This window comes from Burkholderia sp. FW306-1C-G01B, assembly GCF_058781685.1.
The window spans coordinates 407,346-432,327 of sequence record NZ_JBYSWZ010000001.1; the positions used below are offsets into that span (position 1 = coordinate 407,346).

The 24,982-nt window shown below is 66.2% G+C and carries 21 protein-coding genes; 13 read left to right on the forward strand and 8 right to left on the reverse strand.

Features of this window, described 5'->3' with window-relative positions; genetic code table 11:
- Window positions 1–44: 44 nt before the first annotated feature.
- Window positions 45–2,174 (reverse strand): TonB-dependent siderophore receptor, encoded by a 2,130-nt coding sequence (locus AC3WLY_RS01820; RefSeq protein WP_310130849.1) that lies wholly within the window; start codon window positions 2,172–2,174, stop codon window positions 45–47.
- Between the two features lie 909 nt (window positions 2,175–3,083).
- Between AC3WLY_RS01820 and AC3WLY_RS01825 the strand changes: the two genes are divergently transcribed.
- Window positions 3,084–4,712, forward strand: a complete 1,629-nt coding sequence (locus AC3WLY_RS01825; RefSeq protein ID WP_175964251.1) for an NADP-dependent glyceraldehyde-3-phosphate dehydrogenase — start codon at window positions 3,084–3,086, stop codon at window positions 4,710–4,712.
- Window positions 4,713–4,785: 73 nt separating this feature from the next.
- Here AC3WLY_RS01825 and AC3WLY_RS01830 read toward each other — a convergent pair whose 3' ends face one another.
- Window positions 4,786–5,418: a LysE family translocator gene (locus tag AC3WLY_RS01830; RefSeq protein WP_492309581.1), complete on the reverse strand. Its 633-nt coding sequence runs from the start codon at window positions 5,416–5,418 to the stop codon at window positions 4,786–4,788.
- A 592-nt stretch (window positions 5,419–6,010) separates the two neighbouring features.
- On the opposite strand from AC3WLY_RS01830, the gene AC3WLY_RS01835 reads away from it, so the two are divergent.
- The 3 genes from AC3WLY_RS01835 to AC3WLY_RS01845 all read left to right on the forward strand — a co-directional run bounded on the left by AC3WLY_RS01835 (window position 6,011) and on the right by AC3WLY_RS01845 (window position 8,724).
- A complete protein-coding gene (locus AC3WLY_RS01835; RefSeq protein ID WP_310130842.1) occupies window positions 6,011–6,334 on the forward strand; it encodes a DNA-binding protein in 324 nt (107 codons plus the stop codon).
- Window positions 6,335–6,532: 198 nt separating this feature from the next.
- Entirely contained in the window at window positions 6,533–7,018 is a 486-nt protein-coding gene (locus AC3WLY_RS01840) for a hypothetical protein (protein ID WP_105389780.1), read from the forward strand.
- Window positions 7,019–7,260: 242 nt separating this feature from the next.
- Window positions 7,261–8,724, forward strand: a complete 1,464-nt coding sequence (locus tag AC3WLY_RS01845; protein WP_425130451.1) for a PepSY-associated TM helix domain-containing protein — start codon at window positions 7,261–7,263, stop codon at window positions 8,722–8,724.
- Window positions 8,725–8,838: 114 nt separating this feature from the next.
- Here AC3WLY_RS01845 and AC3WLY_RS01850 read toward each other — a convergent pair whose 3' ends face one another.
- Window positions 8,839–10,083: an NADH:flavin oxidoreductase/NADH oxidase family protein gene (locus AC3WLY_RS01850; protein ID WP_175964254.1), complete on the reverse strand. Its 1,245-nt coding sequence runs from the start codon at window positions 10,081–10,083 to the stop codon at window positions 8,839–8,841.
- A gap of 77 nt (window positions 10,084–10,160) precedes the next feature.
- Here AC3WLY_RS01850 and AC3WLY_RS01855 point away from each other — a divergent pair, with 77 nt between their 5' ends.
- The 4 genes from AC3WLY_RS01855 to AC3WLY_RS01870 all read left to right on the forward strand — a co-directional run bounded on the left by AC3WLY_RS01855 (window position 10,161) and on the right by AC3WLY_RS01870 (window position 13,950).
- A complete protein-coding gene (locus AC3WLY_RS01855; protein ID WP_175964255.1) occupies window positions 10,161–10,619 on the forward strand; it encodes a MerR family transcriptional regulator in 459 nt (152 codons plus the stop codon).
- 548 nt (window positions 10,620–11,167) lie between these two features.
- Window positions 11,168–12,823: a B12-binding domain-containing radical SAM protein gene (locus AC3WLY_RS01860; protein ID WP_425130453.1), complete on the forward strand. Its 1,656-nt coding sequence runs from the start codon at window positions 11,168–11,170 to the stop codon at window positions 12,821–12,823.
- Entirely contained in the window at window positions 12,823–13,434 is a 612-nt protein-coding gene (locus AC3WLY_RS01865; protein WP_492309582.1) for a LysE family translocator, read from the forward strand. Before AC3WLY_RS01860 ends, AC3WLY_RS01865 begins: the two co-directional genes overlap by 1 nt.
- A gap of 195 nt (window positions 13,435–13,629) precedes the next feature.
- Window positions 13,630–13,950: a DUF1330 domain-containing protein gene (locus AC3WLY_RS01870; RefSeq protein WP_175964257.1), complete on the forward strand. Its 321-nt coding sequence runs from the start codon at window positions 13,630–13,632 to the stop codon at window positions 13,948–13,950.
- 86 nt (window positions 13,951–14,036) lie between these two features.
- On the opposite strand, the gene AC3WLY_RS01875 is transcribed toward AC3WLY_RS01870, so the two are convergent.
- Window positions 14,037–14,759, reverse strand: a complete 723-nt coding sequence (locus AC3WLY_RS01875; RefSeq protein ID WP_492309583.1) for a tetratricopeptide repeat protein — start codon at window positions 14,757–14,759, stop codon at window positions 14,037–14,039.
- Between the two features lie 202 nt (window positions 14,760–14,961).
- Window positions 14,962–15,795 carry an NAD-dependent epimerase/dehydratase family protein gene (locus AC3WLY_RS01880; protein ID WP_425130456.1) on the reverse strand — a complete coding sequence of 278 codons (834 nt, stop codon included), beginning with the start codon at window positions 15,793–15,795 and terminating at the stop codon, window positions 14,962–14,964.
- 101 nt (window positions 15,796–15,896) lie between these two features.
- Here AC3WLY_RS01880 and AC3WLY_RS01885 point away from each other — a divergent pair, with 101 nt between their 5' ends.
- Window positions 15,897–17,000 carry a LacI family DNA-binding transcriptional regulator gene (locus AC3WLY_RS01885; RefSeq protein WP_072438426.1) on the forward strand — a complete coding sequence of 368 codons (1,104 nt, stop codon included), beginning with the start codon at window positions 15,897–15,899 and terminating at the stop codon, window positions 16,998–17,000.
- A gap of 69 nt (window positions 17,001–17,069) precedes the next feature.
- Here AC3WLY_RS01885 and AC3WLY_RS01890 read toward each other — a convergent pair whose 3' ends face one another.
- Complete coding sequence (locus tag AC3WLY_RS01890) at window positions 17,070–18,362, reverse strand: MFS transporter (protein WP_204422331.1); 1,293 nt, start codon at window positions 18,360–18,362, stop codon at window positions 17,070–17,072.
- A 320-nt stretch (window positions 18,363–18,682) separates the two neighbouring features.
- On the opposite strand from AC3WLY_RS01890, the gene AC3WLY_RS01895 reads away from it, so the two are divergent.
- Both AC3WLY_RS01895 and AC3WLY_RS01900 read left to right on the forward strand, forming a co-directional pair.
- Window positions 18,683–20,158 (forward strand): DNA-3-methyladenine glycosylase 2 family protein, encoded by a 1,476-nt coding sequence (locus AC3WLY_RS01895; RefSeq protein WP_492309584.1) that lies wholly within the window; start codon window positions 18,683–18,685, stop codon window positions 20,156–20,158.
- Complete coding sequence (locus tag AC3WLY_RS01900; protein WP_175964261.1) at window positions 20,155–20,688, forward strand: methylated-DNA--[protein]-cysteine S-methyltransferase; 534 nt, start codon at window positions 20,155–20,157, stop codon at window positions 20,686–20,688. The genes AC3WLY_RS01895 and AC3WLY_RS01900 overlap by 4 nt, the downstream gene beginning before the upstream one ends.
- Window positions 20,689–20,719: 31 nt before the next feature.
- On the opposite strand, the gene AC3WLY_RS01905 is transcribed toward AC3WLY_RS01900, so the two are convergent.
- Window positions 20,720–21,538 carry an AraC family transcriptional regulator gene (locus AC3WLY_RS01905; protein ID WP_492309585.1) on the reverse strand — a complete coding sequence of 273 codons (819 nt, stop codon included), beginning with the start codon at window positions 21,536–21,538 and terminating at the stop codon, window positions 20,720–20,722.
- 77 nt (window positions 21,539–21,615) lie between these two features.
- Between AC3WLY_RS01905 and panB the strand changes: the two genes are divergently transcribed.
- On the forward strand, window positions 21,616–22,467 hold the full coding sequence (gene panB, locus AC3WLY_RS01910) for a 3-methyl-2-oxobutanoate hydroxymethyltransferase (protein WP_492309586.1): 852 nt from the start codon (window positions 21,616–21,618) through the stop codon (window positions 22,465–22,467).
- Window positions 22,468–22,486: 19 nt separating this feature from the next.
- Here panB and AC3WLY_RS01915 read toward each other — a convergent pair whose 3' ends face one another.
- Entirely contained in the window at window positions 22,487–22,978 is a 492-nt protein-coding gene (locus AC3WLY_RS01915) for an Lrp/AsnC family transcriptional regulator (RefSeq protein ID WP_021160045.1), read from the reverse strand.
- A gap of 156 nt (window positions 22,979–23,134) precedes the next feature.
- Between AC3WLY_RS01915 and glmS the strand changes: the two genes are divergently transcribed.
- The gene (glmS, locus tag AC3WLY_RS01920; protein WP_492309587.1) at window positions 23,135–24,964 is read left to right on the forward strand and encodes a glutamine--fructose-6-phosphate transaminase (isomerizing); all 1,830 of its coding nucleotides are present in this window, start codon (window positions 23,135–23,137) and stop codon (window positions 24,962–24,964) included.
- The last annotated feature ends 18 nt before the right edge of the window (window positions 24,965–24,982 follow it).

Below are 24,982 nucleotides of genomic sequence, written 5' to 3' on the forward strand. Positions count from 1 at the left end.
CGGGTCGTCGTGACGAAGACCCGCATTGTCGCGCAGCGCGAGCGTTACATGTGCCACTTCACCGTCGCGGTCAACGTACGCGGATCGCCGGGCATGTTGTACAGGTCCGCGTTGCCGTGCGCGGCAATGAAGTAGCGGCGATTGAACAGATTGTCGAGCGTGAGCGTCACGTCGACCTTCTTGCTGCGATAGCCGGCGCCCAGGTTGAACACCGTGAACGACGGCAGCGTGACGAGATCGCTGGCCGACGTGTAACGCGCCGACTGGAACTGCATGCCGGCCGCCGCATAGAAGCCGTACGGCAGCTCGCGCTTCAGCCACAGGTTCGCGCTGTGACGCGGCATCAGCCCCGGCGTGTTGCTCGACAGCGCGAGGCCGGCCGCCGTCGATTGCGGCGAACCGTCGACCGTGCCGTTCATGTAAGCGTAACCGGCGTACACCGACCACTTCGGCGCGATCTCGCCGGTGAAGCCCAGCTCCATCCCGCGCACGTGCTGCGTGCCGATCGGTAGCGCATAACCGGGATTCGCGGGATCGCCGATCTGCTGGTTGGTCTGGCGCATGTCGAACAGCGCGACGCTGGCCGTCGCCTTGCCGCCGAGGTCGAAGCGCGAGCCGACTTCATACGCGGTGGTCTTCTGCGGCGCGAGCGCGGCGCCGTTCGCGAACGCGCCGGAACTGATCAGCGTATCGGCGAGCGGCGAGAACGACTGGCTGAACGAGCCGTACAGCGTCAGCCAGTCGAGCGGTTCGTAGATCAGGCCGACGCGCGGGCTCCACGCGTGGTCGGTGCGGTCGAGATTGACGTTCGACGACGTGTAGTCGTGGCGGATCTGGTTCAGGTAGTCGAAGCGCAGGCCGGCGAGCACCTTCCAGTGTTCGGTCAGCGAGATCAGGTCCTGCGCATAGACGCCCGCGAGCCCGACGACGGTCGACGCATTCGTCTTCGCACGCGCGCCGGTCGGCACGCCGGGCAGAATCACCTGCTGCGGATTGAAGAGATCGTAGGTGGCGACCTTCGTCACGTTGTAGATCGTGTCGAACTTCTGCTGCTGCGACAGTTCCAGCCCGTACAGCAGCTCGTGGCGCATGCCGAACAGCGACGTCTTCTGCGTGAGCTCGAACAGGCCGTCGATGCCGTGGTCGGTGCGCTGGCGCGTCGACTGGTCGAGCGTCACGACCGGACGCGCGGCCGTCTTGATCGGCTCGAACGTCACGTAGTTCTTGCGTTCGAGCGAGAAGTCGTACGCACGGATCGCGCCATGGAACGACAGCGTATCGCTGAAGCGGTGATCGAGCGACACCGTCGCGCTCTTCGCGGAGACGTCGTTGTACGAGCTGTTCGCCGCGTCGGCCGAGCCGTAATACGTGTTGATCGGCACGTCGACCGGCCGGCCGCGATACGCGGGCAGGCCCTGGTCGGACGTGCGGCGATCGTGCAGGTAGTCGAATTCGACGTTCAGCACCGTGTTGCTGTCCAGCTTGAACTGCGCGGACGGCGCGATCGCCTGGCGATTGAGCTGGAACTGGTCGCGAAAGCTGTTCGAGTTCTCGGCCGCGCCGGTGATGCGGAAGCGCGCCGCGTCGTTCGCATTCCAGCCGAGATCGAATTCGCCGCGCCGCTCGCCGCGCGTGCCGAGCGTCACGCCCACGTCGCGCACCGGGTTCGCGTCCGGCCGCTTCAGCACGCGATTCACGATGCCGCCCGCCGAGCCGCGCCCGTACAGCACGGCCGCCGGCCCCTTCAGCACCTCGACGCGCTCGACGTTCGACAGGTCGCGATAGTAGAGCGCGTCGTCGCGAATGCCGTCGACGTACTGGTCCGTGATGCTGTTGAAACCGCGGATCGTGATCTGGTCGCGCTGGCCGTCGCCGACCGAGAAGCCGACACCCGGCACGTTGCGCAATGCGTCCTGCATCGACGTCGCGTTCTGGTCCTCGATCACCGCGTGCGGGACGACGTTCACCGTCTGCGGCACGTCCATCAGCGACATGTCGGTCTTGGTCGCCGCGCGCGACCGGCCCGCGTCGTACGACGCATGCTCGGCGGCCGCATTGACGGAAATCGCGGGCAAGGTCGCCGCGGCGTCGCTCGCCTGCGCGAACGAAGTGCGGGCGCCGGCCAGCGACGTGACGATCAGAAGCGCATGGCAAGCGCTCGTGTTGAGTTTCATCGTAAGCGTAGGGGGTGAAGGAAAAACGGCGAACGGAAACGCGTCCGGTCGACGCGCGAATCGCGCAGCGACCGACGAAGCCTTTCCGTGAACTCGATGGCGCGCGGGGGATCGCCCCGTCGCGCATGCCGGCGGCGAACGGCCGGCGCGGGTGGATGCCGGCCGGCACGACCGGCACGAAAAAAGCCGTGACATCCCGTCACGGCTCGTAATGGTGCGAAATAATAAACGAGAATGATTCGTGTTTTCGATTAATTTTTAACGTGTCGCCTACCCGCAACGTGCATGCGCATCGCGTTCTGCATTCCTGACGAATACCTTTCGTTTTGAGGCGCTGATCCGCATATCGCGTAAGCGCGTCGAAAGAAATCGATCGGCCGTATCGAATGGATTGTGCGGAAACGGTCAGGCAGAAGGTGGGGTTCGGGATACGACGACGAAAAGCCTGGAGAGGATCACGTATTCAACGGTCCGGTGCGCGCCGGACCGGGCAACCCCGACCCGGCGCTCCGGGCAGCCGACCTCGCATCGGCAGCGCGGCGGACCTTCTTCTTTTGTTCACTACGTCTGCTCTCTCAGGCTCGCTTCATTTTTTTTCTTCGTCGCGCTGCGCCATTATCCGCCTAAACCGGCCGGAGTGAAACGTTTGCGCCTGCAACAAACGCGTTATACCCGCCATTCGGCAACATTCTTTCTGAATGCTTACGATGCATGCGATACGATCCGGCAATTCTTGCATTCGCATCGGCGTTCCTTTTTAATGGAACTGGTTCCAATCGCCGATTCGGCCATGTTCCCGCGTGACGTGCCGTCGTGCCCGCGTCATCATGCCGATTCAGGATCGAGGATCATTCAGCTCAGGATTCGCATCGCCCGTCCTTCCCGGACACCTAGTCAAACGAGACCGTCATGCCCGATTCCGCCTCCCTGCAGCAACTGTTTCCCGCGTATCAAGACATCCCCGCCGAGTTCCGGCTCGCTTCGCCGATTCACCAGCGCGTGTCGCTCGTCGACGGCGAGCTTCGACCGTGGAACGGCGCGACCAAGACCGTGCTGTCGCCCGTGTGCGTGCGGCAGGCGGACGGCAGCGTCGAGCAGGTCGAGATCGGCAGCTATCCGGTAATGGGCGAAACGGAAAGCGACGCGGCGCTCGACGCCGCGGTGCGCGCGTACGACTCGGGCCGCGGCGAGTGGCCGACGATGAAGGTCGAGCAGCGCATCGCGTGCATGCAGGACTTCATCAAGCGGATGGTCGCGCAGCGCGAGCTGGTCGTGAACCTGATCATGTGGGAGATCGGCAAGAGCCTCGCCGATTCGCAGAAGGAGTTCGACCGTACCGTCACGTACATGACGCAGACGATCGATGCGCTGAAGGAGCTCGACAACGCGAACTCGCGCTTCGTGATCGCGGAAGGCACGATCGGCCAGATCCGCCGCACGCCGCTCGGCGTCGTGCTGTGCATGGGCCCGTACAACTATCCGCTGAACGAGACCTTCGCGACGCTGATCCCCGCGCTGCTGATGGGCAACACCGTGGTGTTCAAGCCGCCTCAGTACGGCACGCTGCTGTTCGAGCCGCTGCTCGAAGCGTTCCGCGACGCGTTCCCGCACGGCGTGATCAACACGATCTACGCGCCGGGCGCGGTGGTCGTGCCGCACATGCTCGCGTCGGGCAAGATCAATGTGCTCGCGCTGATCGGGTCGAGCAAGGTGGCCGATCACCTGAAGAAGCAGCACCCGAAGTCGCACCGGCTGCGCGCGATCCTCGGCCTCGACGCGAAGAACGCGGCGATCGTGCTGCCCGACGCCGATCTCGACCTCACCGTGAAGGAATGCCTGCTCGGCGCGCTGTCGTTCAACGGCCAGCGCTGCACCGCGCTGAAGATGCTGCTCGTGCACCGCTCGATCGTCGACGAATTCCTGAAGCGCTTCACCGCCGCGCTCGAACAGCTGAAGATCGGCATGCCGTGGGAAAAAGGCGTCAGCATCACGCCGCTGCCCGGCATGCATCGCACGGCCTACATGACGGAGGCGATCGACGACGCGAAGGCCAAGGGCGCACAGGTCGTCAACCACTCGGGCGGCGAATTCAGCAAGACGCTGTTCTATCCGGCCGTCGTGTATCCGGTGTCCGAAGGGATGAAGCTGTACCGCGAGGAACAGTTCGGGCCGATCATTCCGGTCGCGCCGTTCGACGACGTCGACACCGCGCTCGACTACGTGACGACGTCGGATCACGGCCAGCAGGTCAGCATCTTCGGTTCCGATCCGGTGCAGATCGGCGCGCTCGTCGATCCGCTCGTGAACCAGGTGTGCCGCGTGAACATCAACTGCCAGTGCCAGCGCGGGCCCGACGTGTTCCCGTTCGCGGGCCGCAAGGATTCGGCCGAAGGCACGCTGTCGGTGAGCGATGCGCTGCGCGCGTTCTCGATCCGCTCGATGGTCGCGGCGAAGCAGACCGACAGCAGCAAGCAGTTGCTCGACTCGATCGTGTCGGATCACACGTCGAAGTTCATCAATACGGGCTTTATTTTCTGAAGCCATCGTGAAGCGGGAACCCTCCGCCGCGCGTCGATGCTGCGGAGGGTTTCGGCGAACACCGCGCTGTTTGTCATGCGTTCGACGCCAGCAGCCTGATCCCCGCCACGCCGAACACGACGGCGAGACACGCTTCCATCGCGCGACGGCCGCGCACGTACAGCCGGCGCGCGCCGTCCATCGAGAACACGAACGCATAACCGCCGAACACCAGGCACCCGATCACGACACAGCCCGGCACGACCGCGCCGTGCGACGCGCCCGCGCCGTTCGACGACAGTGCGACGATCGACACCCACACGAGAATGGCTTTCGGATTGGTCAGGTGCAGCATCGCGCCGCGCATGTAGAAGCGCGACAGCCGCTGCTCGCGCGCCGCGTTCAGCGATGCCGCCGCCGTGCCCGACAGCGCCGTGCGCCCCGACTTGAATGCGAGCCACAGCAGGTACAGCCCGCCGAAGATCTTGATCGCGACCAGCAGCTTCGACCATGCGAGTAGCGCAGCCGACACGCCGAGCGCCGCCACGGTCGCCCAGAACATCGACCCCGAAATGACGCCGAGCGCGAACGCGAGCGCCGCCTTGCGGCCCTGGTTCGCGGCGACCGACATGATCGCGAGATTGCTTGGCCCCGGGCTGGCCGTACCGATGAAATAGGCCGTGTAGGCCAGCAGCAGGTTGGCCGAGAAGAAGGCGTGGACGCTCATGTCGAATCTCGCAGGGTTGGTTCCGGGATTGTTGGCAAACGCGAGCCGTCTGCCCATGGACAATTGCGCGGCCAATCGCTGGGCCAGTTCGACGGCCACGCCAATCGAATCGTCGTTCGTGAAACCGTCTCGGATATGAAACACCCGGCGCATTCACCGCCCGTTTCCGCCATGCAACGGAGCTCGTCCCGTTTCGACGTTCCCGCCAGCGAACGCACGGCAGACGCGGGCGGAACGCGTGGATCGGCACGTTTCGGCCGTTCGCCGGCAGAAACGCACCGCGCGTTCCGCCCGCGTTACGTTACATCCGTGAAGCATTTCGCGTCGCCGCGCCCCTGCGTGCGCCTGACGTCCACTACGCCCCGCCTGTAGACACCCTCCTCGACCGACCGCGCAACCCACTACCGGCGGGACTCGCCGGCCGGCGCCGGATCGCCGCTCGACATTGCCCGACAATCGGATCGCGGCGCTGGTACGGAAACTGCATTCCGTTCCGGTAAAAGCCGCGCCGACGACTCGCGCGGACACAAATTCAACCTCGGGCGCATCCACGAATACGCCCGAACGATCCGCACAAGTAACGAGGCCCCTCATGGATGCGCTGCCCAATTCGTCCGACACGGCGTTCCAGCTCTTTCTCGCGAAGGTGCTCGAACAGCCGCTACCCGACTGGACCGACAAACAGCAGATGGAACTCGAGATGGCACGCACGCTGTCGACCGAAATGGTTCACCTCGCCGAAGAGATGCGCGGCCGCGCGCCCGATCTCGCGCGCTGCCTCGTGCTGCTCCGCTACGCGAAGGTGCTCGACTTCATGCTGACGTCGCTCGCCGCGCGCCGCGACATTCATCCGCAGACGCTGCGCACGCTGTTTCGGCTCGCGAACCTGAAGGTCGATGATTCGTATCCGGCGTGACGCGGCCTGGCGAGGCGGATTCCGTCAAGGGCACTTCCCGATACGACGGAATGCGCGCATCGATCGCCGCCGCGATCACGAAACCGGACGACGCATGACGCGGTAACCCCGCGCACACGCCCGCTCGCGCGCCGGCTTATCCCGATCATCAGCGCTGTGGCCGGCCCCTCCCCGCAAACGGATGTACAATCGCGCGCCATGAACGCACTTCGCCGCTTCCTGCTCCGGCAAGGCGTCGCGCGACAGCTTCTGTGGGGTTTCCTCCTTGTGACGCTGCTGTCCCGCGCGCTGATGTCGGGTGCCGTGATGCTCGATCCGGACGGTCCGGATGCGGGCTCGGTGGTGCTGTGTTCGGGCCGTGGCCCGCTGATCGTCGACGTGGCCGCACTGGCCGCCCGCTTCGACGCCAGCGCGCCGATCACGCCGGCCAACGATGCGCTCGCGCTCGTCGATGCGCTGAAACATGACGCGCACGCCGACAAGACGGCGCCCTCAGGAAACGGCGACAGCCTCTGCGCATTCGGCGCCGCACTGTTCACGGCACTCGCGTCGTTCGTGCTGCTGGTGCTGCTGTTTCCCGCCGCGGTTCCGCGGCGCTTCCGGATTCCTCCCGATTTTCTTCCTGTCGTGCGATCGATATTCGACGATCGCCCGCCCTCCCGCGCCCCTCCTCTGTTCTGCTGAACGTTCCGCCCAGCGGCTCGTGCACGTCGATGTGCATGGGCCTTCATGCCGTTCGTTTCACCACACCTGATTCAAGCGTCCACCCAACTGCCCGCGTCGCGCGGGCAACGCCGCCTTGCGCATGGCCTGCGCATCGGGCCGCGTTGCCCGTTACGTCGACGCTTGCATTCCGGTGTGTGGCGCGTTGACGGCGGCCGGCCCGCGCCGGCCTCGCCGATCGACGATCATGAGGAGCTGACATTATGTCGACCACCATCGAGCGGGCGATCTCGCCCGCCCATTCCGCAAGCGCCGGTTACCGGACGCTCTGGCGCTGGCACTTCTATGCCGGCCTGTTCGTCATGCCGTTCCTGGTGATCCTCGCGATCACGGGAACGCTTTATTGCTTCCAGCCGCAGATCGAGCCGCTGCTGTATCCGCACCGGCTGCTCGTCGAGCCGCGCACCACGCAAAGGCTCGATCCGGACACGTTGCTCGCCAACGCGCGTACCGCGATGCCGGCCGGTGCGACGCCGGTTTCCGTCCAGGTCTCCACGGCGCCCGACCGTAGCGCCGAATATGTGTTCCGGCTGCGCGACGGCAGCCGCGAGAGCGTGTACGTGAACCCGTACGATGGCAGCGTGCTCGGCACGCTGAGCGTCGAGCGCCGCTTCATGCAGGTCGACCGGATGCTGCATCGCAAGCTGCTGCTCGGCAAGACGGGCGAATTGCTGATGGAGCTCGCCGCGTGCTGGACGTTCGTGATGATCGGCACCGGCATCGCGCTGTGGTGGCCGCGAGGCACGGCGCGCGTCGGGCGCGCGCTGCGGCCCGACCTGTCGCTGCGCGGCCGGCCGCTGTGGAAGAACATCCATGCGACGGCGGGCATCTGGCTCGCGGCCGGCACGGTGGCATTCATCCTGTCGGGGCTGCCGTGGTCGGGCTCGTGGGGCAAGAACTTCAAGGCGCTCGCCGCGACCGTGAACCTCGGCGCGCCGGAGGGCGCATGGGGCGGCGCGTCGGTGCGTTCGAGGCGCCCGGGCGCAGCCGCAGAGCCTGCACATGCGCAGGCCGCCGCGCCGTCCGGCCAGCACCACGAATCGGGCGAGTCGATGCCGGGAATGGTGATGGACGACCTGCCGCTGCCGCAAACGCCGTGGGCGGTCGGCAACGTGCCCGTTCCGCATTCGCCGTCCGCGCCGACGCCGGCGCCGCTGCCGCTGGCACGCGCGATCGCGATCGTCGCGGGGCTCGGCGTGACGAGCGGCTACACGCTCGCGCTGCCGTCGGGCGCGGACGGCGTGTTCACCGCGTCGTACTTCCCGGCCGACCCGAAAGCGGAGCGGACGATCTACATCGACCAGTACAGCGGCGCGGTGCTGAAGGACATCCGCTACGACGACTACGGCGCGGTGTCGCAAGCCGTGTCGTACGGCACGTCGCTGCACATGGGTCGCTACTTCGGGCTTGCGAACCAGATCGTCTGTGCGGTGCTGTCGCTCGGGCTCGCCGCGATGGCCGTCACGGGCGCGGTAATGTGGTGGAAGCGCCGCCCGGCCGGGAAGCTGGGCGCGCCGTCGCGCGAACGCGGCACGCCGCCGATGCGCGGCTGGATCGCGGGGCTCGTGCTGCTCGGCATCGCATTCCCGCTGATGGGGATGACGATCGTCGCGGTCTGGTTGATCGACCACCTGCTGTTCGGCCGTGCGGCGCGCGCGGCAGCATGACCGCGAAGCGATTCCACCGATTCAAAGGATTCCGAAGCATAAAGTTCAGACTAATGCTACCCGCTGCCGTTCTCACGGCTTTCGTGCCTGCCCGGCAGGCACGGGAAAGCGACGTCACGCGCGCGGGCCCGCCACGCGCCCCGCCATCCACTTCCGATAGCGCCGCGTCTGGCATTGGGCGGCGAGTTGCTGCCGGACCAGCGCGCGCAGCGGCGACACCTGCGGGTTCGTGCGGCGCCCTTCGCTGAGCCGCGTGAGCTGGAACTTGACGACGGCCATGTTGGCCAGCGCGCCCAGCGCCTTGTTCTTCCACCGGATCGGCTGCAGCACCGGCGCGCTGTCCTTGCCGGCCCGCCAGTCGCGTGGCAGGTTCGGATCGATCGACAGCGCGGTCGCGATGCCGACCATCGCCACGCCGCTTTCAACCACCTGCTCGGCGACCGCGCGGCGCCGGATGCCGCCCGTGACCATCAGCGGCATCCGTGCGACGGCCGTGATGTCGCGCGCGAATTCGAGGAAATACGCTTCGCGCGCAAGCGTGCGCCCGTCGCGCGCCTCGCCCTGCATCGCCGGCACTTCATAGCTGCCACCCGACAGTTCGACGAGATCGACGTCGAGCGGGTTCAGCAGCTCGACCACGCGCTTCGCGTCGTCCGCGCTGAAGCCGCCGCGCTGGAAGTCGGCCGAGTTCAGCTTGACCGCGACGACGAACGCGGGCGACACCGTCGCGCGCACGGCCCGCACGATGTCGAGCAGCAGGCGCGCGCGATTTTCGATGCTGCCGCCCCACTGGTCCTGCCGGCGGTTCGTCAGCGGCGACAGGAACTGGCTCAGCAGATAGCCGTGTGCCGCGTGAATCTGCACGCCGGTGAAGCCGCTTTGCTCCGCAAGCTGCGCCGCGCGCACGAAACGCTGCTGCACGTCGGCGATATCGGCTTGCGTCATTTCCTTCGGCACCGGGAACTGCTTCGACAGCGCGCCGAGCGCGAGCGGCACGGCCGACGGCGCGAACGTCGTCTGTCCGAGCGCCGCCTGCATCTGGCGCCCCGGGTGGTTGATCTGCATCCACACGTGCGCGCCGCCCGAGCGCGCGATCTGCGCCCAGCGGCGGAAGCGGTCGAGATGCGCGTCGCTCTCGAGCACGACACCGTTCGGCCCGGTCATCGCGCGGCCGTCCACCATCACGTTGCCGGTCAGGATCAGCCCGGCCTGGCCGTCGGCCCAGGCCTGGTACAGGCGCAGCAACGCGTCGGACGGCGCGTGGTCCGCATCGGCCATGTTCTCTTCCATCGCGGCCTTGGCCAGCCGGTTCGGGATCACCGCGCCGTTGGGCAGTGTCAGGGGCGTAAACAGGTTCATGGAGTGCATCCTCGATTGACGATGCCCAACGATAACTTTAAAGTCAACTTTAAGGTCAAGCCCCTTTGGAGCACCCCATGAAAATTGGCGAACTGGCGCGGGCCAGCGGCCTCGCGGCGTCGCGCATCCGCTTCTACGAAGCGAGCGGCCTGCTCGAACCGGCCCGCCGGCAGGCGAACGGCTATCGGGAATACGGGCCGGAAGCGCTGACGCGGCTCGCGATCATCGACCGCGCGCAGCGCGCGGGTTTCGCGCTCGACGAAATCCGCGCGGTGCTGCCGCCCGATCTCGGCGCATGGCCGCGCGACGAGCTGCTGGTCGCGCTGCGGCACAAGGTCGACGAAATCGCGCTGCTCGAACAGCGTCTCGCGCAGAACCGGCGCCATCTGGAGACGCTGATCGACGAGATCGAGAACAAGCCGGAGGGCGAGGATTGCGCGGGTGCCGCGCAACGCATGCTCGAGCGGCTGTGCGAGCAGGCCGGCGAACCGCTGGCGCCTGCGCCCGTCGCACGGCCGACGCGCAAGCGCGCGTGACCGATTGCACGGCGGCACCCACCGATCCATCAACCCGCGCGGCGGCGAGACGAGACGACGCGTATGCGTCGGCTTCCGCACCGCGATCTCATGACCTTGTCGCGACGGCACGATTGTCGGTTCAAACCGACGATCCGCACAATGCGTGACCGCGACGGGCCTCGCTGCAACGACGCCACGGGGAGTTGACAAGGGGCTTCGCGAGCGTTTCCTTTCTCCTCATCAAGGCCGACTGGCGAAGTGACATCTCTCGTTCGCAAACGGTGACGACATCATTTCGGCCTACGCGTGCCAGACATGCGCTTTCGGCCAAAGATCCAGGATTCGGGCGACAGCCATTCCGACGTGGGGGCGTATCCATGGCGGAGTTCCCCCCGTACACCGATCCGTTTGACGTGCAATGTCCGGCGAAACGGGCGGACTATCGTCGTACCGGAAATAACGTGCGCACGACGCGGGATATCCGGTATCCGAACCTGCCATAGCTAACAGGTTCCGGTCCAAAGGCTTTCTCTTACATTAACGACCGGGCCCGCGGAGGTGGAGGCGTGTGCCGGCCGGTTGTAGCCGCCAGACAAGATCCACAATACCGAGAGAACCGCGCGATGAGTGAGCCGAGGGCCGTCGTATTTTTCATCAACCCGCCGAACAGCAACGACCTGGATGCGGACGGCGCGGGCCAAACGAACGACATCGTCGTATCGAAGGGCATTCAACATACCGACTGGGCCAATTTCCCGCATCTCGGCATCCTGTCGCTGGCTTCTTATGTCGATGCGCTGCCGGGTTTCGAAGGCCACTACGTCGATGGCGTGATTCATCCGCTCGACCGTATCCTTGCGGCTATCCGCGAGCGGGCCGGCCGCACGCTCGCCGTCTGCCTCAGTGCGATCACGGCCAATTATGAAGCCGCGATCCGGATCGCCCGCGCGGTCAAATCCATCGATCCGCATATCGCGATCGTGGTCGGTAACGATCATTTCACGGCATTGAGCCGCGAGATCCTCGATCGCCACGGTGAACTGATCGATTGCGGATTTGTCGGCAACGAAGTGTATGGCGGCCTGGTCGATTTCCTGAGGGATCGGCAGCAATCACGCACCGACGGCGTCTATCCCGGTTCGGTTCGCCTGGAATCCGGGCGGATCGTCGCCGATCCGGCGATTCGCGAGGCGGTTAACCGCGTCATCGACTATGGCCTGATCGACCGGACCTTGCCGCATACCGCCGTCTACACCGAGAATTTCACCCGGCGCCTGGGCCGGCGGATCCTGGCACTGACCGGGCGGCAGGTGCGCAAGGGCGTGCCTGTCGAAATCGGGCGCGGCTGCATCAAATTCAGCGGCGACGATGCCTGTTCGTTCTGCTCGATTCAGTACGGCAGCATGTGGAAGAACGAACTGCCCGCGGACCACGCGTGGTCCGCCGTCCGCGGCGCATGGGAGGCGGGTTACGATTACCTGTACGTGACGGCCGACGAACTGCCGCTCACGTTCGCGCGGCTGATGCTCGACATGGCGGAGTCGCCGCCGCCATGGTGGCGCGCGTTGCCGGCGGACGCGCGCCCGGTCCTGGTCGGCTACGCGCGCGCGGACGGCATGGAGAAGGAACAGGTACTGAAAGCGATGCGCGAGATCGGCTTTCGCATTCTGTTCGTGGGCGTCGACGCGGGCGCCGCGCGTTCGCTGCAGGCGCTCAACAAGCCACTGCGGAACAAGGACCCGGTGGCGGCCGCGCAGCGGATGTCCGACGCCAATCTGCGGGCGCTGGACAACGCACGCGCGCATGGCGTGGCGATCAAGGCGGGATTCGTGCTGGGGCATCTGGGGATGAACGAGGCGTTGCTGGAGGAAAACATCGAAACCTACATCGCGTTTCTGAAGGCCGGGCGGGATGTGATCATCAGCGCCGACATCGAATTGCTGTCGCCGGAACCGGGCTCGAAGGATTTTCGCTATCTGACCGATCCGGACGAGGCTGAAACGATGTCGGCTCGATTGGGTCTCGCGCTCGGAAGCCGCGCGCAGCGGCAGGCGGTGGCCGATCGCTACCGGAACGTCGATATCTTCGATCGCGAGGCTGCCATCGACGACTATATCGGCGTGTTCATGCCCGAACTGTCGAAGGAGCGGCTCGCCACCGCGCGCGATCGCGTGCGCACCGAATGCGGCCGGCTCGGCATCGTGATCGGAGACGATCTCTGATGTCGCCAGAACAAGCGCTGCTCTTCGGCCTGACCTGCCTCGGCTTCGGTTTCATTCCGGGGCCCGCGCTGCTGCAGACCGTCTCGTTGACGCTTCAGCACGGGCGCCGGGCCGGCTTCCTGTCCGCGCTCGGCATTCACCTCGGCGCCTTTTTCCAGATCTGCATCGTCGCGCTCGGTGCGGTCGCGGTACTGAAGACATCGCCGATGCTGTATCACGTGCTCAAGGTGATCGGCGGCGCCTACCTGGTCTGGCTCGGCATCCAGCGCATCCGCGCGCCCGTCGGGCAGGACGCGGCGATCGACGTGCCGCGCAACGTCGTGTCGTCGAGCGCGTTCATCGAAGCGTCGAATCCGAAGTCGGCGCTGTTCTATTTTTCGTTCCTGCTGCAGTTCACCGATCCGGTCGCGTCGCTCGGGCTCGGCTGGCAACTGTTCCTGCTCGGCGCGTGCGCGAACCTGCTGTTCTCCGCCGCCGACGTGTTCTGCATCCTGCTCGCCCATCCGTTGCGTGCCCGCGTGTCACCGGAAGGCCAGGCGCTGCGGATCGGCCAGTTTCTCGCCGGCACGCTGTTCGTCGTGCTGGGCGTGATTGCGATCGTCAGCGATTAGCGCGGGAAGCCCGCACGAGGCAACGACCGGCGCACCGACCGCACGACGCCAGACCGCGCGAGCGGTGGGCAGGTCGGCACGCTTGCGCGCGGCTGTGCGTGGGTTCACTTACGTCGCAGGTAATCGACGCGCGCGTTGCGAGGCTCGATCATGGTTACACCGATCACCGAACCGCATCACGCCAGGGAGCCCGCCATGACCGCCTACGCCATCGCCCATCTGCACGACGTCGACATGTGCGACGACATCGTCGAATACCTCGAACGCATCGACGGCACGCTCGCGCCGTTCGACGGCCGGTTCGTCATTCACGGCGCACGGCCGGAGGTACGCGAAGGCGTGTGGCGCGGCGACCTGATCGCGATCGCATTCCCGGATCTCGACACGGCGCGCGCATGGTACGAGTCGGATGCGTACCGGCAGATCCAGCCGCTGCGCGCACGGCACGCGAGCGGGCCGCTGATCCTGATCGACGGCGTCGATGAACGACACAAGGCGACCGACATCCTGCGGTGAATCGCGACGCCGGCACCGCTTGCGACACGTCACGCGCATCGGCCCCCGCGAAGTCGCCGGTGCGCGCCGCGCGACTGGATACCGCGTTACATTCCCTTGAGCGGCTGCCCCGGTTGCCACGCATCGATGATCGCCTTCGCCTGCGCGCGATCGCGTGCCGACAATACGGCTTCGAGCTCGCGAGCCGTCACCTCCGAGAATTCGACGTCGCGACTGCCGTTTCCGGCCTTCACCGCGGCGAGATAGAACGTGTAGGCGGTCAGCAGGTTCTTCTGCACGCCGCCACGCCCCCGCTCGTACAACGTCCCCATGCTTTCGAGGCCCTGCGGATAGCCCTGGCGTGCAGCCGCGCGATACAGCACGACGCTTTTGTCGACGTCGAGGGGCAGCTTCATCCCCTGGTCGTACATCATGCCGAGCGTGCTCTGCGCGGGCGCGTAACCACGGTCGGCCGCCAGCTGGAAACAATCCGCGGCCACGCGGAAATAGCGCTTGGCCGGATTCTCCTCGTACCGGAACAATTGCCACGCGATATCGTCGATCCGCACGCCCATGTCGTACTGCATCTTCACGTCGCCATGCTGCGCGGCGATGAAGCTCCACTTCACCGCCTGCTCGTCGTCCTCGTAACGGTAATGCTCGCCAAGCAGCGCAGCCGCTTCGGCGTTACCCGCGTTCGCGGCGGTTGTCAGCTCGGGGATCGCCGTCTGCCAGTCCTTCTTCGCGAGGGCGTCAAGGCCGGCCTGCAGGTCGGCAAACGCCGGCGCCATGGCCAGCACGAGGCTCAGCGCCACCAGGGTTTTCTTCATTGCTCTCGATATTGTGATTATTCGATCGGATTGCGGCGAAGCGCGACGTCGTGCCCCCGAGCGTCGCGCCGCGCATGCGGCCGTCCGGCGTATTCGTCGTTTTCCGGCCCCGCATGGCGGAACCCGTTGCACCGGATGGCTTTCCTTTTACCGCAACTGCAAATCCGTCGTCAATGAAGCGCCCCTCGGAACGCGCTGCCGCCTACGCGTTCCGCTCCATCGGCTCGCCGACGACGAAGCCGCCGCCCTGGAACCGCTGCGCGGGATCGTCGTAGTCGGCAGTCGGCGCCGTGACCGGGAACAATCCCGCGAACTGCTCGGAGCTGTCGCGCGGGCGAAAGCCGAGGAAACCGGCCTTCGTGTTGTCCCACCACTTCACCGGGTTGTCCGACGCGCCGTAGACGATCGCGTGCCCGACGCGGTTCGTCAGCAGCGAGCAGCGCACGAGCTCGATGAAATCGCGATAGCTGAGGAACGTCACGAGCATGCGCGGGTTCTTCGGCACCTCGAACGACGAGCCGATCCGCAGGCACACGGTCTCGATCCCGAAGCGGTCGAAGTAGTAGCGCGACAGCGATTCGCCGAAGCATTTCGTCACGCCGTACAGGCTGTCGGGGCGCAGCGGCGAATCGGCGTCGAGCACTTCCGTGACCGGATGGAAACCGATCGCATGGTTCGAGCTCGCGAACACGACGCGCTTCACGCCGTGCTTGCGCGCGGCTTCATACAGGTTATACGTGCCGGTAATGTTCGCGCCGACAAGATCGTCGAACGGCGCATCGACCGAAATGCCGCCGAGATGAACGATCGCGTCCACGCCGTCGACGAGCTGCATCACCGCCGGCCGGTCGGCCAGATCGACGACACGGGTTTCTTCATGCGCGGCCGCGTCGCCGAGCGCCGCGATATCGCTGACGCGCACGACGTCGGCCCATTGCGCGAGTGCGCCGCGCAACTGGCGGCCGAGGTTGCCGGCCGCGCCCGTCAGCAACAGGCGCCCGAACGGTTTGCGCGCGCCGGTGGATGAGGCGTTCATCGAATCTCCTTCTCCTTGAATCTGACCTGGACTCCGATCCGGTTTTTACGTCGAATCGGAAAACGTTTTCCAACTATACGCGGGACCGCAACCGAACGTCAATGGTCGAACCTGTTCGCAGCCATCCGCACTTTCCCGATATCGGCGCGTGGCCGCGTGCCGGCTTTTTCTGCCACAATCCGGCGTTATCGAACGAAAACGTTACCCTTCCGATGAAAAAAGTTTCCCCGACGATCCGCGACGTGGCCGCGGAAGCCGGCGTGTCGGTCGCGACGGTATCGAAATACGTGAACGGCACGCAGCGCTTCTCGCCGGCGGTCGAAGCGCGGCTCAAGGAGGCGATCGACCGGCTCGGCTACCGTTCGAACCCGCTCGCGCGTTCGATGATCACCGGGCGCACGCGCACGATCGGCCTCGTGATCCTCGACATCAGCAACCCGCACTTCACGAATGTGGTCAAAGGCGCGAACCGGATCGCGCTGCAGCACGACTACACGCTGCTGCTCGTCGATACCGAGGAGAACCAGGCACGCGAACGCTCGCTGATCGAGGCGCTCGCGCAGCGCGTCGACGGGCTGATCGTCAGCACGCGGATGCCCGACGACGAGGCCGGCTGGATGCTCGATCTCAACAAGCCGCTCGTGCTGCTGCGCCGCAGCCCCGGCCTGCCGATTCCGAGCGTCGGCATCGACAACCGGCTGTCGACCTACATGCTCGCGCGCCACCTGCTCAATCTCGGGCACACGCGCATCGCGTATCTCGGCTTCGGCACGGCACGCGTGAACGACGAACGGATCCAGGGCGCGCGCGACTGCCTCGCCGAAGCGGGGCTCACGCTCGACGTGCACGACGCGCACGCGCCGACGGCCGAAGCCGGCGAACGCGCGTGCTCGCGCGTGATGCTCGGGCCGCAGCGCCCGCAGGCCGTGATCTGCTACAACGACCTGATCGCGCTCGGCTTCATGAAGGAAGCCGCGTCGCTCGGCTTCCGGCTGCCGCAGGACGTGTCGGTCGCGGGCATCGACAACGTGCCGTACGGCGAATACGCGGCGCCCGCGCTGACCACCGTCGACATCCAGAGCGAGAACATGGGCGAGCTCGCGATGCAGAAGCTGATCGACGCGCTCGCGGGGCGCACCGATGCGAGTTATTCGACGTTCGAGCCGCGGCTGATCATGCGCGCGTCGACGGCAGCGGCCGGTTGAGTCACCTGTCCCGCGCCCCAAAAAGAAAACGCGCCGCACTAAGCGGCGCATTCGTTCGCCGACATACGATCAAGCGTCGAGTTTTGCGGGCTTCATCTTCGGCGTGAGCACGTGCATGATCGCCAGCGCGAGCAGGTACGCGAGCGCGCCGATCGCGAACAGCACCCAGTAGTGGCCCGTGCGTTGCAGCACCTGGCCGATCACTTCCGAGAACAGCACGCCGCCGATCGAACCGGCCATCCCGCCGATGCCGACCACCGACGCGACCGCGCGGCGCGGGAACAGGTCGGAGGCCGTCGTGAACAGGTTCGCCGACCAGCCCTGGTGCGCGGCGGCGGCGAGGCCGACGATCAGCACCGCGATCCACAGGCTCTGCACCTGCGACACGAACGCGATCGGCAGCACGCAGCACGCGCAGATCAGCATCGCCGTCTTGCGCGCGCGGTTCACGCTCCAGCCCGCGCGCAGCAGCATCGACGACAGCCAGCCGCCGCCGATGCTGCCGACCGTCGTCAGCGCATAGATGCAGACGAGCGGCAAGCCGATGTGCTGCATGTCCATCCCGCGCGACTCGTTGAGCCACTTCGGCAGCCAGAACAGGTAGAACCACCACACCGGGTCGGTCAGGAACTTGCCGACCAGGAACGCCCACGTCTCGCGTTTGCGGATCAGCTCGCCCCAGCGCGGCGCGCCGGCGTTCGCGTTCGCAGCGTCCAGCGCTTCGGCTTCGTCGCGCGGCTCGTCGTATTCCGCGGCGAGCGCGCGCGTGTCGGCCTGCCGATAGAGCACGAGCCACACCGCGAGCCAGATGATGCCGATTGCGCCGATGATCACGAACGCCGCGCGCCAGCCGTAGGCCACCGCGATCGCCGGGATGATCGCCGGCGCGAACACCGCGCCGATGTTCGCGCCCGAGTTGAAGATGCCGGTGGCGAGCGCGCGTTCGCGGCGCGGAAACCATTCGGCCGTCGTCTTGATCGCGGCCGGGAAGTTGCCGCCCTCGCCGATCCCGAGCAGCGCACGCACGAACGCGAAGCCCGTCACCGAGCCGACCGCCGCGTGCAGCATCGCGGCGATGCTCCATACCAGCATCGCCACCGCATACGACACACGCGTGCCGAGCCAGTCGACGATGCGCCCGAAGCCGAGCAGCCCGAGCGCATAGAACGCGGAAAACGCCATCACGATGCGGCCGTACTGCACCTGGCTCCAGCCGATGTCGTGCTGGAGCATCGGCGCGAGCAGGCCGAGGATCTGCCGATCCATGTAGTTGATGACGGTCGCGAAAAACAGCAGCGCACAGACGGTCCAGCGGTAGCGACTGGCGACGGCGCGCACCGTGCCGACGACGGCAGATTGCATGAATGTCTCCGATGCGCGGCCGCGCCGTCGCGCCGCACGATATTCGTTGACCGGCGATCGGCGCCGGGGCGGACGGCCGTCGCACGCTATCGCGGCACGGCCGATCGCCAACCAATCTGGAAAACGTTTTTCAAAGCATAGGGCGTCGGCCGGCACGCTGTCAGTCGGGGATTTCGATGAGTCATCTCAAATTGGTCTCGGTAAAAGAGACGACTGTTTCGAAGAGTGGTATTAACCGTTTTTCCTGGATTTTCCAACGCGCGAATCGGGGCACGGACGCCGATACACATGTCCGATTCCAGCCAGAATCGATGACGGGGATGGTTTACAGTCGTTTCATGCGCCTCGATCCCGACACCTGCTACGACGCCCTGCTTTCGCGGAACCGCCGCTTCGACGGCTGGTTCTTCGTCGGCGTCGCGACGACGGGCGTGTATTGCCGCCCCGTCTGCCCGGTGAAGCCGCCGAAAGCGCAGAACTGCAGCTATTACCCGACCGCCGCGGCCGCCGAGAAAGCCGGCTTCCGGCCGTGCATGCGCTGCCGCCCCGAGCTCGCGCCCGGTCACGGCTTGCTCGACCTCTCAGGCAATCTCGCCGATGCGACCGCCACGCTGATCGAGGACGGTTTCCTGAACGAGCATTCCGTCGACGCGCTCGCGCGGCGCGTCGGCGTGACCGAACGCCATCTGCGCCGGATCTTCGCCGCGCAGTTCGGCGTATCGCCGGTCGAGTTCGCGCAGACGCACCGGCTGCTGATGGCCAAGCGGCTGCTGACCGACACCGCGCTGCCGGTGGCCGTCGTCGCATCGACGGCCGGGTTCGGCAGCGTGCGGCGCTTCAACGACCTGTTCCGGCAGCGCTACGGCCTCAATCCGCTGCGGCTTCGCAAAGGGTCCGGCGCGTCCGCCGATGGCGACATGACGTTCCCGCTGCCATACCGGCCGCCGTTCGCGTGGGCCGACCTGATGCGCTTTCTCGCGCAACGGCAGATCGGCGGCGTCGAGCGGATCGACGCGCAAGGCTATGCGCGCGTCGTCGAATTGCCGAATCGCAACGATGGCAGCCGCCTGACCGGGTGGTTATCCGTCGCGCATGTGCCGCAGCGCTTCGCGCTGGCCGTCACCGTGTCGCCCGCGCTGACGCCGGTCGTGCCGGCCGTGCTCGCGCGCGTGCGGCGGCTGTTCGATCTCGACAGCCGCCCCGACGTGATCGACGCGCATCTCGGCGCACTCGCGAGCGGCTCGCCCGGCTTGCGCGTGCCCGGCGCGTTCGATGGCCTCGAAATCGCACTTCGCGCGATAGCGGGCGAACAGCTCGCGGCCGCGCATGCGGGTGCGGTGCTCGCGCGCATCGCCGAACGCTTCGGCACGATGGTAGAAGGCGCGCCGCCGGGGCTGACGCATGCGCTGCCTCCCGCGGCGACGCTGTCCGCCCTGCCGCCGGCGGCGCTTGAAGAACTCGGCATTACGCGCGAAACGGCGCAGGCGATCCTGTCGCTCGCACGCGCTGTCACCGACGGCATGCTCGCACTCGAACCGATGGCGCCGCTCGACGCGACGCTCGCCGCGCTGCGCGCGATGCCCGGCTTCGACGAGCGCGCGGTGCAGTACGTCGCGATGCGTGCGATGGCCTGGCCGAATGCATTCCCGGCCGACGATGCGTTGCTTCCCGCACGCGGCGAACACATCGAACGCTTGCGCATGCCATCATCTGCGCCGCATGCCTCGCGCTGGGCGCCGTGGCGCGCGTATGCCGCATTGCATGTGTGGCGCCTTCAAGGAGACGTATTGCGATGACTCCCGCTCACCTGATTCCGAGCCCGCTCGGCGACATCGCCGTGCGCATCGAGGACGATGCGCTGACGGGCCTGTTCTTCGTCGGCCAGAAATACTTCCCGTCGCTTTCGATCGCGCCGGAAGCAAACGCGCTCGTCACTTCGCCGATCGCGCGCAAGGTCGCGGAAGAAATCGCGGAATACTTCACCGGCATGCGCGAAACGTTCTCGGTGCCGATCCACCTGCGCGGCACGACGTTTCAACGGCGTGTATGGAAGGAACTGCTCGCGATTCCGTTCGGCGAGCTCGTGTCGTACGGCGACATCACCGAACGCGTCGGGTTGCCGATGAGCGCCGCGCGCGCCGTGGGCGGTGCGGTCGGCCGGAACCCGGTGTCGATCATGGTGCCGTGCCATCGCGTGGTCGGCGCGTCGGGCAGCCTGACCGGTTATGCGGGCGGCATCGACCGCAAGCGCGCGCTGCTGTCGCTAGAAGGCGCCGGGTTCGAGCGTGGCGCACATCATCCGGTGCAGACAGCGCTCGCGTTCTGAGTGACGGCGCGGCGCGGCACGCGTGGCCGCATCACGCGTTCAATACAGGCCGGCGCGCTTCACGCTTCGCATACGCACCGGGCGTCATGCGGAATTTCGCCTGGAACAGCGCGATGAACGACGACGTCGAGTCGTAGCCCAGTTGCGCGGCCACCGCGCCGATCGGCTCGCCGGCATCGAGCAGCGGCAGCGACGCGAGCAGCCGCACGGCCTGCCGCCATTCGGTAAACGACAGCCCCGTGTCCTGCCGGAACAGCCGCGACAGCGTGCGCCGCGTCGCGCCGACCTGATGGCCCCATTCGTCGAGACTGCGCGTATCGCCCGGATGCGCATGCAACGCGCGCGCGATTTTCAGCAGGCGCGGATCGCGCGGCAGCGGCACCGTCAGCGGCGCCGGCCGCATCCGCGCGATCCGGTCGGCGATCAGGCGTACGAGCGCGCCGTCCGGCCCCGCTTCGTCGTAGTTCACCGGCAATTCGGCCGTGGCAATCACCAGCTCGCGCAGCAGCGGCGTCATGCAGAGGATCGCGCAATCGTCGTTCGCATCGCTGCGTGCGATCGCTTCGTCGAGATACAGGCTGTGGAACGCGACGCAATCGCGCGTCGTCACCGCATGCGGCACATGCGGCGGAATCCACATCGCGTAATGCGGCGGCAGCAGCTGCCGGCCCGACGGCGTCGACACCTCGAGCACGCCGCTCGTCGCATACATCAGCTGGGCCCACGGATGACTGTGCGCGTCCACGCTCACGTTGCCGGGAATCCCGAACGCACGCACGTACAGCGGCCTCGGCAGGCGCGCCATCGGCGGCACTGCATAAGGGTCACCCGATTGTCCCGCCAGCAACATAAGACGTCCTCCGAAGGTCATTGCACGAACGAGTGCGATGCTACCGTGGCGGCTCTTCTTTCACACGGCTTCCGAACATGAGCGCTCATACCCGCACCACCCGCAAGACCGTCACCGCGATCCGTTCGACCAAAGGCATCGGCAGCCTCGTGTCGCTGACCGCGTATTCCGCGCCGATGGCGAAGCTCGTCGACGACGTGGCCGACGTGATCATCGTCGGCGACTCCGTCGGCATGGTGCTGTACGGGATGCCCGATACGCTGCGCGTCACGCTCGACATGATGATTGCACACGGTGCGGCCGTCGTGCGCGGCGCCGCGCAGGCGTGCGTCGTCGTCGACCTGCCGTTCTCGACGTACCAGGAATCGCCCGCGCAGGCCTATCGCTCCGCCGCGCGGCTGCTCGCCGAAACCGGCGCGCAGGCCGTGAAGCTCGAAGGCGGCAGCGAGATGGCCGACACCATCCGCTTCCTGACCGAGCGCGGCATACCGGTGATGGCGCATGTCGGCCTGATGCCGCAGCAGGCCAACGCGACGGGCGGCTTCCGCGCGCAGGGCATGGACCCGCGTTCGGCCGCGCAGGTGTTCGACGCCGCGTGCGCGGCCGAGCGGGCCGGCGCGTTCAGCGTCGTCATCGAAGGCACCGCCGAAGCGCTCGCGCGCCACCTGACTGCAACGCTGACGATCCCGACGATCGGCATCGGCGCATCGCCCGCGTGCGACGGACAAGTGCTCGTGACCGAGGACATGATCGGCGCGTTCGATGCATACACGCCGCGCTTCGTGAAACGTTACGCCGATGCGAATGCGGTGATGCGCGACGCGATCCGCCAGTACGCGCACGACGTGCGGCAGCGCGTGTTTCCGGAACCGGCCCATTGCTTCGGGTACGGCAAGCCGCTGCAACTGGCGGACGCGGCCATTGCCTGATGTCACGCGAACGACGCGATCACGCGCGCTTGCGCATCGCATGCGTGACCCGCGCGTTCGCCTCGAATTTCGCGCGATGCGTCGAGAAGAACGTCCGCACGTTGCGGACGTTCGATGCGCCGGTGAACAGCCGCCGCGCGAATTCGTCGTATTCGGCGACGTCGGCCAGATCGGCCACCACGACGAAATCGGGCCCCGGCGACACGCGGTAGCACTGCGTGACGGCCGGCTCCGCGCAGACGTACGCTTCGAACGCGTCGTAGTCTTCGGCCGTCTGCCGGTCGAGGCTGATCTCGATCAGCGCCGTGACGGCCGTGCCGATCGCGACCGGATCGAGCACCGCGACCTGCCGGCGGATCACGCCGGCTTCCGTCAGCCGGCGCACGCGACGCATGCAGGTCGGCGGCGACGACAGCGCGCGCTCGGCCAGTTGCAGGTTCGACACCGACGCGTCGTCCTGCAGGATCGCGAGGATGCGCAGGTCGAGATCGTCGAGGGTGATGCCGGCCATCGGCGGCTCCTTCCGGTCAGGGCGTGAAATTTAATTTCAACATGATAGACGATCTACGCGTCGTTTCATTTATGTCGATATTTTGAAATTTAATTCCATTCAACCGCCTCTACCATCGCTCTCACTGATCCAGACAGGACATTTACGGAGCGCGATATGTGTGGAATTGTCGGGGCGGTCGCCCAGCGGGACATCCTGCCGAACCTTGTCGACGGCCTGAAGCGGCTCGAATACCGCGGCTACGATTCGTGCGGCGTCGTGGTCTACCGCGACCGTGCGCTGGCACGTGCCCGCAGCGTCGATCGCGTGGCCAACCTGCAGCGCGAGATCGCCGAGCATGCGTTGTCGGGTTACACCGGCATCGCGCATACGCGCTGGGCCACGCATGGCGCACCCGTCACGCTCAACGCGCATCCGCACTTCTCGCCGAGCGACACCAACGCGCGCATCGCGCTGTCGCACAACGGGATCATCGAGAACTGCGACCAGTTGCGTGCGGAACTGCAGGCACACGGCTACGTGTTCGCGAGCCAGACCGACAGCGAGGCGATCGCACACCTGATCGACCACCTGTACGACGGCGACCTGTTCGATGCGGTGCGGCGCGCGGTCGCGCGACTGCGCGGCAGCTACGCGATCGCGGCGATGTGCCGCGACGAGCCGCACCGCATCGTCGGCGCGCGCGACGGGATGCCGCTCGTGGTCGGCGTCGGCGAAGGCGAGAATTTCCTGGCGTCCGACGCGATTGCGCTGTCGGGCATCACCGATCGCATCGCGTATCTGGAGAACGGCGACGTCGCCGATATCCAGCTGCATCGCTACTGGATCGTCGATGCGGCCGGCCAGCGCGTCGAGCGCACGGTGCAGCGGGTCGCCGCGCATAGCGGTGCGGCCGATCTCGGGTCGTACCGCTACTACATGCAGAAGGAGATCTTCGAGCAGCCGCAGGCGGTGGCCGATACGCTGCTCGACGTCGCGTCGATCATGCCCGAGCTGTTCGGCGACGGTGCGTGGCGCGTGTTCAATGAAGTCGACTCGGTGCTGCTGCTCGCGTGCGGCGGCAGCTATCACGCGGCGCTGACCGCGAAGTACTGGATCGAGAGCATCGCGAAGCTGCCGGCGAGCGTTGAAATTGCCAGCGAGTTTCGTTATCGCGACAGCGTGCCGAATCCGCGCACGCTGGTTGTCGCGGTGTCGCAGAGCGGCGAGACGGCTGACGTGCTCGGCGCGGTGCATGTCGCGAAGCAGCGCGGGATGATGCATACGCTCGCGATCTGCAACGTCGCGACGAGTGCGTTGATGCGCGAATGTGCGCTGCAGTTCGTGACGCGTGCGGGGATCGAGATCGGGGTGGCTTCGACGAAGGCTTTTACGACGCAGCTCGTTGCGTTGTTCTTGCTGACGTTGTCGCTTGCTCAGGTGCGCGGGCGGTTGAGTGATGAAGAAGAGAAGGAACATCTGCGTGCGCTGCGGCACCTGCCCGATGCGATGTCGAAGGTGCTCGCGCTGGAGCCGCAGATCATGGCGTGGTCGGAATTGCTCGCGCGACGCGACAACATGCTGTTTCTCGGACGCGGGATGCATTACCCGATCGCGCTTGAAGGTGCGTTGAAGATGAAGGAGATTTCTTATATCCACGCGGAGGCTTATCCGGCGGGGGAGTTAAAGCATGGGCCGCTTGCGTTGGTCAGTAACGAGATGCCGGTGATTGCTGTGGCGCCGAATGACATGCTGCTTGAGAAGCTACGGTCGAACATGCATGAAGTCAGTGCGCGGAACGGGCGGCTTTTTGTCTTTGCGGATGTGGACTGTGGGCTGGTGCCGGGTGACGGGATCGAGGTGATTCGGCTCAACGAGTACTACGGGCCGCTTTCGCCGATTCTGCATACGGTGCCGATGCAGTTGCTGGCGTATCACGCTGCGTTGGCAAGGGGGACGGATATTGATAAGCCTCGGAATCTGGCTAAGTCGGTGACGGTGGAGTGATGACATCTGCTCTACGGT